Source organism: Kitasatospora sp. NPDC058406, assembly GCF_042722765.1.
Taxonomy (GTDB): domain Bacteria; phylum Actinomycetota; class Actinomycetes; order Streptomycetales; family Streptomycetaceae; genus Kitasatospora.
The window spans coordinates 1-13361 of the sequence record NZ_JBHXKE010000244.1 but is presented as its reverse complement, the minus strand read 5'-3'; the positions used below and the strand labels follow the sequence as shown (position 1 = coordinate 13361).

Genomic DNA, 13361 nt, shown 5'->3' with positions numbered 1-13361 from the left:
GTCGTGCACGACGAAGGCGGCCGGATCCCCTGCGCGGGAAGTCGGCCGGGCCGACTTCCCGCGCAGGCAGGACAGCGGCGACCTCAGGCGGCCTGTTCGTCCAGCTCGGCGAGGAAGTCCAGGGCCACGGCCCACGCCCGCTCCGCCGCTTCGGCGTCGTAGTCGGCCAGGTCGGGGTCGGTGAAGACGTGCCCCGCGCCCCGGTAGCGGTGGATCTCCACGTCGGCGCCGGCCTTGCGCATGCCCAGGTACCAGGCGTTCAGCCAGTCCTCGGGCTCGAACGGGTCGGGCTCGGCGATGTGCAGCTGGACCGGGATCGAGGTGGCCGCGTCCTCGCGGATGTCGGACGTGCCGTGCAGGAGCAGCAGGCCGAGGGCCTTCTCGTCGGCGAGCGCGAGGTTCTGGGCGAGCGAGCCGCCGAGCGAGAAGCCCGCGTAGACGAGCGGCGCCCCGGAGCCCAGCAGCGGGGCGGCGGCTCCGACGGCCAGCCGCAGCAGCTCGTCGCTGCCGACCTCCTCCTTGTATGCCATGCCCTCCTCGACGTCGTCGAAGGTCCGTCCCTCGAAGAGGTCGGGGGTGTACACGGTGTGCCCGGCGGCGCGCAGCCGGTCGGCGGCGGCGTGGACGGCGGGGCGCAGGCCGTACACGGAGTGGAGGAGCAGGATCTGTGCCACGGGCGGGACTTCCTTGCGACAGGGGGCCGGAACAGCCTCCCATCATCGCGCATGGCCGCCGGGTGGCCGAGCGCACCCGCCACGATGGCGGGACGCCACACCTCGGTGAAGCAGCGACGAACAGTCAGTTCAACGTATGGAACAGCGCATTACCGACCGGTAGCCTGTCCGCCGTGACTGACCTTGTCGATGACATGACCGCCGCCCGCCCGCACCGCCGCCAGGTGCTCAAGGCCACCGCCCTCGCGGCCGGCGCCGCCGCCCTGCCGCTCGCCCTCGGCACCTCGGCCCACGCCGCGACCGCCCCGCAGTTCCTGCACGGCGTCGCCTCCGGCGACCCGCTCCCCGACGGCATCCTGCTCTGGACCCGCGTCACCCCGGCCCCGGAGGCCGTTCCCGGCTCCGGCCTCGGTGCCGACACCGACGTGCGCTGGGAGCTCGCCACCGACAAGGGCTTCACCCGGCTCGCGGCGAGCGGCACGGTGACCACCACCGCCGCCACCGACCACACCGTCAAGGCGGACGTCCGCGGCCTCACCCCGGGCACCCTCTACTGGTACCGCTTCACCGCCGGCGGGACGGTCTCCCCCCTCGGCCGCACCCACACCACCCCGGCCGCCGACTCCGCCCTCGACCGGCTCCGCTTCGGCGTCGCGTCCTGCGCCAACTGGGAGGCCGGCTACTTCTCGGCGTACCGTCACCTGGCGGCCCGCGGCGACCTCGACGCCTTCCTCTTCCTCGGCGACTACATCTACGAGTACAAGACCGGCGAGTTCTGCGCCCGCGGCTCGGTGGTCCGCCCGCACGCCCCTGCCCACGAGATCCTCACCCTCGCCGACTACCGCACCCGGCACGGCCGCTACAAGACCGACGAGGACCTCCAGGCACTGCACGCCCAGGTCCCGACGATCGCGATCTGGGACGACCACGAGTTCGCCAACGACGCCTGGTCCGGCGGCGCCGAGAACCACACCCCGGGCGCCGAGGGCGACTGGGCGGCCCGGGTGGCCGGCGCCAAGCAGGCCTACTTCGAGTGGATGCCGGTCCGTCCGTCCGTCGCGGGCACCACCTACCGCCGTCTGCGCTACGGCAAGCTCGCCGACCTGCACCTGCTGGACCAGCGCTCGTTCCGCTCCCAGCAGGTCAAGGTCGGCAACGGCGACGTCGACTCGGCCGAGCGCACCATCACCGGCCGCGCGCAGATGGACTGGCTGAAGTCCGGCCTCTCCGCCTCCGACACCACCTGGCGGCTGATCGGCAACGAGGTGATGATCTCCCCGGTCGCCCTCTTCGCCCTCCCCGACTACATCCTTCGCCCGCTGGCCAAGCTGCTCGGCCTGCCCGGCGAGGGTCTGGCGATCAACACCGACCAGTGGGACGGCTACACCCACGACCGCCGCGAGCTGCTCGGCCACCTCAGGGCGAACGGCATCACCAACACCGTCTTCCTGACCGGCGACATCCACTCGGCCTGGGCGTCGGACGTCCCGAACGAGGCCGCCACGTACCCGCTGTCCGGCAGCGCCGCGACCGAGTTCGTGGTCACCTCGGTGACCTCGGACAACATCGACGACATCCTGAAGGTCGCGCCGCAGACCCTCTCGCTGGCCGCCACCGCCGCGCTCCAGGCCTCCAACCGGCACATCAAGTGGGTCGACCTGGACTCGCACGGCTACGGCGTGCTGGACATCACCCCGAGCCGGACGCAGATGGACTACTACGTCGTCTCCGACCGGACCCGCAAGGACGCCACCACCAAGTGGACGCGCTCCTACCGCACCAGGTCCGGCACCCAGCAGGTCGAGCGCGTCTACTCGCCCGTCAAGTAGCCGCCGGCACGACGGCCCCGCCCGCCGGTCAGCGGCGGGCGGGGCCCCGGCCGAGGGCCCCGCCCGAGGAGCGCGGCCCGAGGAGCGCGGCCGGGGCGGTCAGGACACCACGTCCTTGCGGGCGAAGCCGCGGAACGCCAGCGCCAGCAGCACCACCGCGTAGGACAGCGACAGCGACACGCCCTGCACCATGCCGCCCCACTCCAGCTGCGGCTGCAGGGCGTCCGCCCACGCGTACTGCCAGTGCGCGGGCAGCCACGCCCGCAGGTCACCGAGCGCGGTGATGGCGTCCAGCACCCCGGTGATGATCGAGGCGAACACCGCCCCGCCCACGGCCCCCAGGGGCGCGTCGGTGGCGGTGGAGAGCCAGAACGCCAGCGCGGCGATCACGACCTCGCTCAGGAAGACGAACACCACCGCGACCGCCAGCCGGGGCAGTGCCTCCCCTGCCGTCAGGCTCGCGCCGGCCGGCAGCTTCAGGTCGCCCCACCCGTACGCGGCGGTGCCGACGCCCAGTCCGACCAGCGGCAGCAGCAGCACCGCGACCGCCGAGAACAGCAGCCCGACCGCGAACTTGCGGGCCAGCAGCCGGGCCCGGGGCACCGGCGCGGCCAGCAGGTACCGCAGCGAGGACCAGCTCGCCTCGGAGGCCACCGTGTCGCCGCAGAACAGCGCGACCGGGATCACCAGCATGAAGCCGGTGCCCATGAAGAGCATGGTGGCCGCGAAGTTCGGCCCGGACGAGGTGGCCAGTTCGATGAACGTGGTCCGGTCGGCCCGGTTCGGGGTGCCGGCCACCTGGAACGCCGCCAGCACGATGAGCGGCATCGCGGCCAGCACGCCACCGATCACCATCGTCCGCCGGCGCCGGAGCTGACGGACCACCTCGACGCGCAGCGGCAGCGTCCGACCGGCCCGGTACCCGGGGGCGTGGTCCGGCGACATCCCGCCCGACGAGCCACCGGGCGAGCCACCGGACGACGACACCCCAGAAGACACCACGGCGCTCACGCCGTACCTCCGATCAGCGACAGGAACGCATCCTCCAGCCGGCGCTGCGGCCCGGCCGACGCGACCGGCACCCCGAGCCGCACCAGCTCGGCCAGCAGCTGACTGGCAGCCATGCCGTCCAGCCGGACGAGCAGCCCGCCCTCGGTCGCCTCCGCCGACGCGACGCCGGCCAGGACCGCCACCTTGTCGGCCGCCGCCGCCAGCTCCTCGGCCCCGAACGAGGCGTCGGTCCCGACCAGCAGTTGCTCGCCTCCGCCGACGATCTCCGTGACGGCGCCGGTGGTGATCAGCCGGCCGCGGTCCATGACCACCAGGTCGGTGCAGCTCTGTTCGACCTCCGCCAGCAGATGGCTGGAGACGATGACGGTCCGCCCGGCGGCGGCGTACCGGATCATCACCTCGCGCATCTCGCGGATCTGCGGCGGGTCGAGCCCGTTGGTCGGCTCGTCGAGGATCAGCAGGTCGGGCAGGCCCAGCATCGCCTGGGCGATGGCGAGTCGCTGCCGCATGCCCTGCGAGTAGGTGCGCACCGCGCGGTCCAGCGCCTCGCCGAGTCCGGCGATGGCCAGGGCCTCGTCCAGGTGCGCGTCGGCCTCGGGCCGGCCGGTGGCCTGCCAGTAGAGCCGCAGGTTGGCCCGCCCGGTGAGGTGCGGGAGGAAGCCCGCGCCCTCGACGAAGGCACCGACCCGGGACAGCACCGGCGCACCCGGCCGCACCAGGTGGCCGAAGATCCTGATCTCGCCGGCGTCGGGCCGGATCAGGCCCATCAGCATCCGCAGGGTGGTGGTCTTGCCCGCGCCGTTGGGGCCCAGCAGACCGAGCACCTGGCCCTGCTCCACCCGGAAGCCCAGGTCCTTGACCGCGTACCGGTCGGCGGCGCCCTTGTACCGCTTGCTGAGTCCGGTGATCTGCAGCGGCACCCCGCCCAGCACCGGGTCGTACGCCGCGCCCCGCTCCGCCCGCGCCCGGCGCCGGAGCCGGGGCAGCAGCAGCACGGCCGCCGCCACCGCGACGGCGACCAGCGGCAGCACCCAGGTCCGCGACGGCAGCGGCGCGGCCTCGGTGACCAGCCCGTCCACGGTCGGCAGGGTCAGCGGTCCGGTGACGGCGGCCCGGTAGGTGGCCGGTTCGGCGGGTGACGCGTACGCGAGGTCGGTCGAGGCGAGCACCAGCCTGAGCCGGTGCCCGGAGTCGAAGGTGTGGTCGACGGTGGGCAGCCCCACCGTGACGGTCCGCCCGTCGGGCCCGTCCGCGCCGGTCACCCGGAGCGGGGCGGACAGCTGCTGCGGCAGGGTCTGCTTGCCGTCCGGGGCGACGTCGTACAGCTTCGCGAAGAGCACCGCGTCCGGGCGGTCCGCCCGGACCCTGATCGGGACGGTGGGCCGGCCGGTCAGGTGCACCGAGGCGTCCAGCGGCTCCGACTCGAAGGCGGCGAACTGCCCGGGGAAGTCCAGGGAGACCGAGGCACCGAGTGCGGCGGCCTGGCTGAGCGCGCCGATACCCGGCAGCGCGGAGATGTTGGGCGGGGCGCCGCCCGGCGGGTTGGCGAAGGCCTGCTCACCGTCGGCGGAGGGACCGGTCAGCCGGTACTGCCGCGAGCCGGTGCCGCCGAGCCCGGGGTAGGCCTCGGCCGTCGCCCCGCGCAGGACCGGCTGGAAGCCGGTGGAGTCCACCCCACCGGTCCGGGTCACCCGGAACGCCGCCCCGGTACCGCCGTCACCCTGCGAGGCGTCGCCGTCCTTCGGGGCACCGTCCCCCTTCGGGGCATCGCCGCTCGCAGCGCCGCCGCCCTTCAGGTAGCGGTCGAACCAGGCACCCACCCGGGCGTCCACCCGGTCGCTGGTGTCGGTCGCACCGTCGTGCCCGCCGGCGAACCAGTCCACCGCGACGGGGGCGCCGTTGGCCGCCACCGCACGCGCGATCGCGTCCCCCTGGTCGAGCGGGAACAGCGAGTCCTGCTGTCCCTGGACGACCAGCGTCGGCACCTTCAGCCGGTCCGCGACCGAGGACGGGCTGGACCGGTCCAGCAGCGCGACCGCCTCCGGGTCGGCGTGCCCGGTGGTGGCCACCCGGTCGTACATCCGGCACAGCTCCTCCAGGAACCGTCCGCAGCCGACCTGCCCGGCCCCTTCCGACGCCACCGACGGCCGGGCCGCGCCCCCCGACGGACCGAGGTCGCCCGCCGAGCCGGTGGTGAAGAAGATCCCGGCCCACAGCTTCTTGAACACCCCGTCGACCGCGCCGGAGCCCTGCACCCCCTGCGGGAACAGCGCGTCGGCCAGGTTCCACCAGGTGATCTGGCTGGCCACCGCGTCGATCCGGCGGTCGTACGCCGAGCCGAGCAGCGCCACCGCCCCGCCGTAGGAGGCGCCGGTGATGCCGACCCGGGGGTCGCCGGGTCCGTCGAGGCGTACCTCGGGCCGCTGGGCCAGCCAGTCCACCAGGCGCTTGACGTCCTCGACCTCGCGGTCCGGCGCGTTCAGCCCGATCTTCCCGCCGGAGCGTCCGAAGCCGCGTGCCGACCAGGTGAGCACCGCGTACCCCTGCCGGGCCAGCTGCTCGGCCCGGTCCCGCTCGCCCTCCTTGGAACCGCCGAAGCCGTGGCCGAGCAGGACGGCCGGGCGCGGGCTTTCCCCGGTCGTGAAGAAGGAGGTGTCCAGCTGGACCACCTGCTGGCTGCCGGGTGTCTCGGGCATCGCGAGGAAACGATCCTCCTGCCGAACCGCCTGTTCCCCACCGGCGGCCACGGCCGCCGTACCCACGCCGGCCACCACCACCAGGGCCACCGCACCCGCCAGCAGTCTCCGTCCGGCCGCCGTACCGCGACCGCGCCACCGGCGCCACGCCCCACCGAGCTCCATGGTCCGTGATCGTAGCCGCCGCTCGGGTAGGCGGCTGATAAGAGCGCCCCGGCCCGGCCCCCGCGCAGGCCCGAAAGGCCCGACAGGCCCGCCAGATCGAAAACCGGGCGGGCCCGCCGAAGCGGACCCGCCCGAAGCCTCACGAACCCACCCGGAGGGCAGCCCTACAACACCCGGGTCATCGTCCGGTGCGGGATCCCGGCGTCGTCGTAGACCCCGCCCTCGGCCACGTACCCGAGCCGCTCGTAGAACCCCAGCGCCTGCACCTGTGCGTGCAGCTCCACCTCACGCGCCCCGCGCCGGCGTCCGGCCGCCTCCACGGCGCGCACCAGCTCCGCTCCGAGCCCGGTGCCCCGGGCGGCTCCGACCACCGCGAGCCGGCCGAGCAGTACCCGCCCCTCGGTCCCCCCGGTCAGCCCGAGCGCCTGCTCGCCGAAGATCAGCCGGGCCGTCCCCCACGGCTCCCCCGCCGGCCCGACGGCCAGCAGGTGCTCCGAGGTGGCGTCCAGCTCGTCGTACTCCAGCTCCTCCGGCACGCCCTGCTCCTCGACGAACACCGTCCGCCGGACGCCCCGGACCAACGCGAGGTCGTCCTCCCCCTCGGCGATCCGGATCCGTGCCGCGAAAGCGCTCATGCCGGCCGCCTCAGCTCTCGGACGAGATGATGTCGAGCGACTTCCGCAGGTCGGCCGGGTACTCGCTGGAGAACTCCACCCACTCGCCGTCCGCCGGGTGCTCGAAGCCGAGCGAGACGGCGTGCAGCCACTGGCGGGTGAGGCCGAGCCGCTTGGCGAGCGTGGGGTCGGCGCCGTAGGTGAGGTCGCCGACGCAGGGGTGGCGCAGTGCGGACATGTGGACGCGGATCTGGTGGGTGCGCCCGGTCTCCAGCTTGATGTCCAGCAGCGAGGCGGCCCGGTAGGCCTCGATCAGGTCGTAGTGCGTGACGGACGGCTTGCCCTCGCGGGTGACCGCCCACTTCCAGTCGGAGCTGGGGTGGCGCCCGATCGGGGCGTCGACGGTGCCGCTGAGCGGGTCCGGGTGGCCCTGGACCAGCGTGTGGTACTTCTTCTCGGTGATCCGGTCGTGGAACTGCCGCTTGAGGTCGGTGTAGGCGCGCTCCGACTTGGCGACGACCATCAGCCCGGAGGTGCCGACGTCGAGCCGGTGCACGACGCCCTGGCGCTCGGCGGCGCCCGAGGTGGAGATCCGGTAGCCGGCCGCGGCGAGGCCGCCGATCACGGTGGGGCCGGTCCAGCCCGGGCTGGGGTGCGCGGCGACCCCGACCGGCTTGTCGACGAGCACGATGTCCTCGTCGTCGTGGACGATGCGCATGCCCTCGACGTGCTCGGCGACGATCTGCACGGGTGCGGCGGGGGCGGGGATCTCGACCTCCAGCCAGGAACCGGCGGTGACGCGGTCCGACTTGCCGGCGACGGCGCCGTCGAGCGTCACCTTGCCGTCGGCGGCCAACTCGGCGGCCTTGGTCCGGGAGAAGCCGAACATCCGGGCGAGGGCGGCGTCGAGACGCTCGCCTTCGAGGCCGTCGGGTACGGGGAGGCTGCGGATCTGCGCTGCGGTACTCACCCGTACGAGTATGCCGGACGCGGGGGCCACCCCTTACGCGGCCGGTCCGCCGCCCTACTCGGCCGGGTCCTCCGCGCGCTCGCCCTTGGACCCCTTCTCCGCCGGCTGGTGGACGGTGCCGTCGGGGTTGCTGCCCCGGAAGGAGAGCAGGACGACCAGGATGCCGCCGCAGACGATCGCCGAGTCGGCGAGGTTGAAGACGGCGAAGTGCTGGACGGAGATGAAGTCCACGACGTGCCCGCGGAACACGCCGGGCGAGCGGAACAGCCGGTCGGTGAGGTTGCCGAGGGCGCCGCCGAGCAGCAGCCCCAGGGCGATCGCCCACGGCAGGCTGTACAGCCGCCGGGCGATCCGCCAGATCACCACGATGACGGCCGAGGCGATCATGGTGAAGACGACGGTGAGCGCCTGCCCCATGCCGAAGGCGGCGCCGGAGTTGCGGATCACCTGGAAGGTCACCACGTCGCCGATCACCTTGATCGCCGCGTGGTTCTCCAGCCGGGCCACCACCAGCAGCTTGCTGCCGAAGTCGATCAGGAAGGCCAGGAGCGCGACCACCAGCAGCACGCCGATCCGGCGGCGCCCCTTCGACGCCTCCTGCCCCGGCTCCGCCCCGTCGACGGCACCGACCGCGGTGGCCCCGACCGCCGCGGTACCGACCGCAGTCGCCCCGACCGCGGTGGCCCCGAGACCGGTGGCCCCGACCGCGGTGGCACCGGCGGGTGCGACCCCGACGGCCGTGGCACCGGGGGCTTCGGCGGGGACGGCGGAGGTACGCGTCTCACCGGACTCGGTCACGGTCTCCGCCACGGCTTCGGCGGGCGTCGGGACGGACTCGTCCCGCGTCTGGGGGGAACCTTGCGTACTGATGATCCGCTCCGCTGCCGTGACGTGGGTGGGCCGGGGAACGCCCGACCTCCGACAGATCAGGCGACGTTACGGGGTCGAGCCTACGGCAAGCCCGACCCCCCGCGTCGCCCGGTCAGCGGCGTTCCTGCTTGGCCTTGCACTGGACGCAGAGCGTCGCCCGCGGGAAGGCCTGCATCCGCGCCTTGCCGATGGCCTGGCCGCAGGACTCGCAGGTCCCGAAGCCGACGCCCTCCAGCCGGGCGAGCGCGTGCTCGGTCTGGGCGAGGCTGTCACGGGCGTTGTTGGCCAGCGCCACCTCGCTCTCCCGCGAGATGTTCTTGGTGCCGGCGTCCACCTGGTCGTCGCCGGCGCCGTCGTTGGAGTCGCGCATCAGGCCGGTGATGGCCGCCTCGGCCGCGTCGATCTCGTGCTGCAGCCGCTCCAGCTCGCTGATCAGCTCGGCGTGCAGCTCGTGCACCTCGTTCGAGGTCCACGGGTCCTCGCCGGGGCGGACGGGCAGCTCCGCCGGATCGACCGACTCGGCGCCGCCGGTGGCCCGGACGGCCCCGTTCTGGGCCGGCGTGCGGGTGCGGCCGGGGGCCACGAGAGCGGTGTCGGTGGTGTTCTTTCGCCGTGCGGTAGTGGTCACGGTCCCCTCCCCTGGATCGCCTGCCACGGCCTTGCGTGTCCGCTTGGTGGCGGTACCCGCGCCGGTTGCCTTCTCAGCCATGGCTTCGACCCCATCTACGAACGAATCGAGCCGCCGGTTCCCGGCGGCCTCCAGTGCCGGAACGATAATCCCGATCAAAAACGGTCACAACATGACATACCGACGCCTCACAATGATCCCACCCGGGCAGCCGTCACAGGCGCCACGCCCATGCGCCGACCAGAGTTGTGCCCCGTACGCCCCCGCCTAACCACCCCCGGACGCCGCACCGGAGGCCCCGCCCCCACGACGCCCGGGGCGCCCCCGGGGCTCCGGGGGCGCCGCCCCCGGCCCGCCCCCGGCCTGACGCCGAGGCCCTCCGGACGCGCCCCGGACAGGTGGCCCGAAACGACTTGCGGCGGGCCGATACACTGAGCCTGCAAGGCGCAGATGGGGACGAGTACCGCAGTACGCAGCCACCAGCGACCCGGGGACGGTGCGAGCCCGGGGGTGTGCACGGCGCGAAGATCACCCCGGAGCCGCCGGAAGAACGGCCCGCGATTCCCGTCGCACCGGCCCGTAGACCCGGCAGCAAGCCCAAACAAGAGGGCCGCACGCACCACCGCGGCCAAGGAGGGTGGTACCGCGGGGCGGCATGCCGTCTCGTCCCTCCGTCGGATCCCGTCCACGCATCCGTCGGAGGTAGACGCCCGCGATGAGTACCTACAACCCCGTCCCCGCCCAGGTCGACCTGCCGGTCCTCGAACACCAGATCCTCTCCTTCTGGCAGGACAACAAGGTCTTCCAGCGCAGCCTGGAGCAGTCCGAGGGCCGCCCCGAGTGGGTCTTCTACGAGGGCCCGCCCACCGCGAACGGCATGCCCGGCGCCCACCACATCGAGGCCCGCGTCTTCAAGGACGTCTTCCCGCGCTACCGGACGATGAAGGGCTACCACGTCGCCCGCAAGGCCGGCTGGGACTGTCACGGCCTCCCGGTCGAGCTGGCCGTCGAGAAGGAGCTGGGCTTCTCCGGCAAGCAGGACATCGAGGCGTACGGCATCGCGGAGTTCAACGCCAAGTGCCGCGAGTCGGTGACCCGCCACACGGACGCGTTCACCGAGCTCACCTCGCGCATGGGCTACTGGGTCGACCTCGACCAGGCGTACCGCACCATGGACCCGTCCTACGTGCAGTCCGTCTGGTGGTCGCTCAAGCAGATCTTCGACAAGGGCCTGCTGGTCCAGGACCACCGGGTCGCCCCCTGGTGCCCGCGCTGCGGCACCGGCCTCTCCGACCACGAGCTGGCGCAGGGCTACGAGACCGTCGTCGACCCCTCGGTCTTCGTCCGCTTCCCGCTGACCGGCGGCCCGCTGGCCGGCCGCGCCGCGCTGCTGGTCTGGACCACCACTCCGTGGACCCTGGTCTCCAACACCGCCGCCGCCGTCCACCCCGACGTCACCTACGTGGTGGCCACCGACGGCACCGAGCAGCTGGTGGTCGCCGAGCCGCTGCTGGCCAAGGCCCTCGGCGAGGGCTGGGAGCCGACCGGGGAGTCCTTCACCGGCGCCGAGATGGAGCGCTGGGCCTACCGCCGCCCCTTCGACCTGGTCGCGATCGAGAACGCGCACTACGTCCTCAACGCCGACTACGTCACCACCGAGGACGGCACCGGCATCGTCCACCAGTCCCCCGCCTTCGGCGCGGACGACCTCGCGACCTGCCGCCGGTACGGCCTGCCGGTGGTCAACCCGGTGCTGGCCGACGGCACCTTCGCCCCCGAGATCCCGCTGGTCGGCGGCCAGTTCTTCAAGAAGGCCGACGAGGCGCTGGTCGCCGACCTCAAGGAGCGCGGCCTGCTCTTCCGCCACCTGCCGTACGAGCACAGCTACCCGCACTGCTGGCGCTGCCACACCGCGCTGCTCTACTACGCGCAGCCGTCCTGGTACATCCGGACCACGGCCGTCAAGGACGCCCTGGTCCGCGAGAACGAGGCCACCAACTGGTACCCGGAGAACGTGAAGCACGGCCGCTTCGGCGACTGGCTGAACAACAACGTCGACTGGGCGCTCAGCCGCAACCGCTACTGGGGCACCCCGCTGCCGATCTGGCGCTGCGAGGAGGGCCACCTCACCTGCGTCGGCTCGCTGGCCGAGCTCTCCGAGCTGACCGGCACCGACCAGAGCGGCCTCGACCCGCACCGCCCGTACATCGACGAGGTCACCTTCGCCTGCCGTGACTGCGGCGGCACCTCGACCCGGGTGCCCGAGGTGATCGACGCCTGGTACGACTCGGGATCGATGCCCTTCGCCCAGTACGGCTACCCGTACCAGAACAAGGAGCTGTTCGAGCAGCGCTACCCGGCGCAGTTCATCTCCGAGGCGATCGACCAGACCCGCGGCTGGTTCTACACGCTGATGGCCGTCGGCACCCTGGTGTTCGACAGGAACGCGTACGAGAACGTCGTCTGCCTGGGCCACATCCTGGCCGAGGACGGTCGCAAGATGTCCAAGAACCTGGGCAACATCCTGAAGCCGATCCCGCTGATGGACCAGCACGGCGCCGACGCCGTCCGCTGGTTCATGGCCGCCGGCGGATCCCCCTGGTCGGCCCGCCGGGTCGGCCACGGCACGATCCAGGAAGTGGTCCGCAAGACCCTCCTCACCTACTGGAACACCGTCGCCTTCCAGGCCCTGTACGCCCGGACGTCCGGCTGGGCCCCGTCCGCGGGCGACCCGGCCCCGGCCGACCGCCCGCAGCTGGACCGCTGGGTGCTCTCCGAGCTCAACACCCTGGTCCGGGAGGTCGACGCGTCCTTCCAGGCGTACGACACCCAGCGGGCCGGCAAGCTGCTCTCCGGCTTCGTCGACGACCTCTCCAACTGGTACGTCCGCCGGGGCCGCCGCCGCTTCTGGCAGGGCGACGCGGCCGCGCTCGCCACGCTGCACGAGGCGCTGGAGACGGTGACCCGGCTGATGGCCCCGCTGACCCCGTTCATCACCGAGCGGGTCTGGCAGGACCTGGTCGTCCCGGTGGTCCCGGACGCCCCGGCCTCGGTCCACCTGGCCACCTGGCCGGAGGCGGACGAGTCGCTGATCGACGCCGACCTCTCGCGCCACATGACGCTGGTCCGTCGTCTGGTCGAGCTGGGCCGGGCGACCCGCGCCGAGTCCGGCGTGAAGACCCGTCAGCCGCTCTCCCGCGCGCTGGTCGCCGCCCAGGGCTGGGAGGAGCTGCCCGCCGACCTGCGCGCGCAGATCGCGGAGGAGCTCAACGTCTCCACCCTGGAGTCGCTCGCGGCCGGCTCCGCCGACCGGACCGGTGGCGGCTCGCTGGTCGACACCACCGCCAAGGCCAACTTCCGTGCGCTGGGCAAGCGTTTCGGCAAGGGCGTGCAGGACGTCGCCAAGGCGGTGGCCGCCGCCGACGCCGCCCGGCTCGCCGCCGAGCTGCGGGCCGGGGGCACCACCTCGGTCGAGCTGGACGGCGAGACCGTCACGCTCTCCCCCGACGAGGTGATCATCACCGAGACCCCGCGCGAGGGCTGGGCCGTCGCCAACGAGTCCGGTGCCACCGTGGCCCTCGACCTGGCGATCACCCCCGAGCTGAAGCGCCTCGGCGTCGCCCGTGACGCGATCCGGCAGATCCAGGAGGCCCGCAAGAACTCCGGTCTGGACATCGCCGACCGGATCGTCCTCCGCTGGCGCGCCACCGACGACGAGACCGCCGAGGCGATCGCCGAACACGGTTCCCTCGTCGCGGAGGAGGTCCTCGCGACCGACTTCGCCGCCGGCGCGGCCGACTGGGAGTCGGACACCTTCTCCGACGAGTCCCTCGGATTCGCCTTCCAGCTGCGCAGGGCCTGACCGCACGACCCGGAGCCGCCGCCGCCCCACCCGGGGGCTGTC

Annotated in this window: 9 protein-coding genes; 2 read left to right on the top strand and 7 right to left on the bottom strand. The window is 73.2% G+C overall.

All coding sequences use genetic code 11. From position 1 onward, the window contains the following. Nucleotides 1-83: 83 nt before the first annotated feature. Nucleotides 84-674: a dienelactone hydrolase family protein gene (locus tag ACFWOG_RS33570; RefSeq protein ID WP_380362966.1), complete on the bottom strand. Its 591-nt coding sequence runs from the start codon at nt 672-674 to the stop codon at nt 84-86. A 194-nt stretch (nt 675-868) separates the two neighbouring features. Between ACFWOG_RS33570 and ACFWOG_RS33565 the strand changes: the two genes are divergently transcribed. Then, a complete protein-coding gene (locus ACFWOG_RS33565; protein WP_380362968.1) occupies nt 869-2503 on the top strand; it encodes an alkaline phosphatase D family protein in 1635 nt (544 codons plus the stop codon). A gap of 99 nt (nt 2504-2602) precedes the next feature. On the opposite strand, the gene ACFWOG_RS33560 is transcribed toward ACFWOG_RS33565, so the two are convergent. The 6 genes from ACFWOG_RS33560 to ACFWOG_RS33535 form a co-directional block, all read right to left on the bottom strand. Beyond that, on the bottom strand, nt 2603-3448 hold the full coding sequence (locus ACFWOG_RS33560; protein ID WP_329952159.1) for an ABC transporter permease: 846 nt from the start codon (nt 3446-3448) through the stop codon (nt 2603-2605). Nucleotides 3449-3510: 62 nt separating this feature from the next. Next, nucleotides 3511-6375 carry an alpha/beta fold hydrolase gene (locus ACFWOG_RS33555; protein WP_380362964.1) on the bottom strand — a complete coding sequence of 955 codons (2865 nt, stop codon included), beginning with the start codon at nt 6373-6375 and terminating at the stop codon, nt 3511-3513. A gap of 164 nt (nt 6376-6539) precedes the next feature. Further along, nucleotides 6540-7010, bottom strand: a complete 471-nt coding sequence (locus ACFWOG_RS33550; protein WP_329882133.1) for a GNAT family N-acetyltransferase — start codon at nt 7008-7010, stop codon at nt 6540-6542. 10 nt (nt 7011-7020) lie between these two features. Next, the gene (locus tag ACFWOG_RS33545; RefSeq protein ID WP_329882134.1) at nt 7021-7959 is read right to left on the bottom strand and encodes an RluA family pseudouridine synthase; all 939 of its coding nucleotides are present in this window, start codon (nt 7957-7959) and stop codon (nt 7021-7023) included. 54 nt (nt 7960-8013) lie between these two features. After that, a complete protein-coding gene (gene lspA / locus ACFWOG_RS33540) occupies nt 8014-8757 on the bottom strand; it encodes a signal peptidase II (protein ID WP_380362961.1) in 744 nt (247 codons plus the stop codon). Nucleotides 8758-8941: 184 nt separating this feature from the next. Then, nucleotides 8942-9457: a TraR/DksA family transcriptional regulator gene (locus ACFWOG_RS33535; RefSeq protein WP_329952038.1), complete on the bottom strand. Its 516-nt coding sequence runs from the start codon at nt 9455-9457 to the stop codon at nt 8942-8944. A gap of 715 nt (nt 9458-10172) precedes the next feature. Between ACFWOG_RS33535 and ileS the strand changes: the two genes are divergently transcribed. Further along, the gene (gene ileS, locus ACFWOG_RS33530; RefSeq protein ID WP_380362958.1) at nt 10173-13319 is read left to right on the top strand and encodes an isoleucine--tRNA ligase; all 3147 of its coding nucleotides are present in this window, start codon (nt 10173-10175) and stop codon (nt 13317-13319) included. Nucleotides 13320-13361: the final 42 nt, after the last annotated feature.

Bases quoted from the DNA above. Each gene is read 5' to 3' on its own strand.
- ACFWOG_RS33555 (WP_380362964.1), bottom strand. From the start codon at position 6,375: ATGGAGCTCGGTGGGGCGTGGCGCCGGTGGCGCGGTCGCGGTACGGCG.
- ACFWOG_RS33550 (WP_329882133.1), bottom strand. From the start codon at position 7,010: ATGAGCGCTTTCGCGGCACGGATCCGGATCGCCGAGGGGGAGGACGAC.
- ACFWOG_RS33565 (WP_380362968.1), top strand. From the start codon at position 869: ATGACCGCCGCCCGCCCGCACCGCCGCCAGGTGCTCAAGGCCACCGCC.
- ileS (WP_380362958.1), top strand. From the start codon at position 10,173: ATGAGTACCTACAACCCCGTCCCCGCCCAGGTCGACCTGCCGGTCCTC.
- ACFWOG_RS33560 (WP_329952159.1), bottom strand. From the start codon at position 3,448: ATGTCGCCGGACCACGCCCCCGGGTACCGGGCCGGTCGGACGCTGCCG.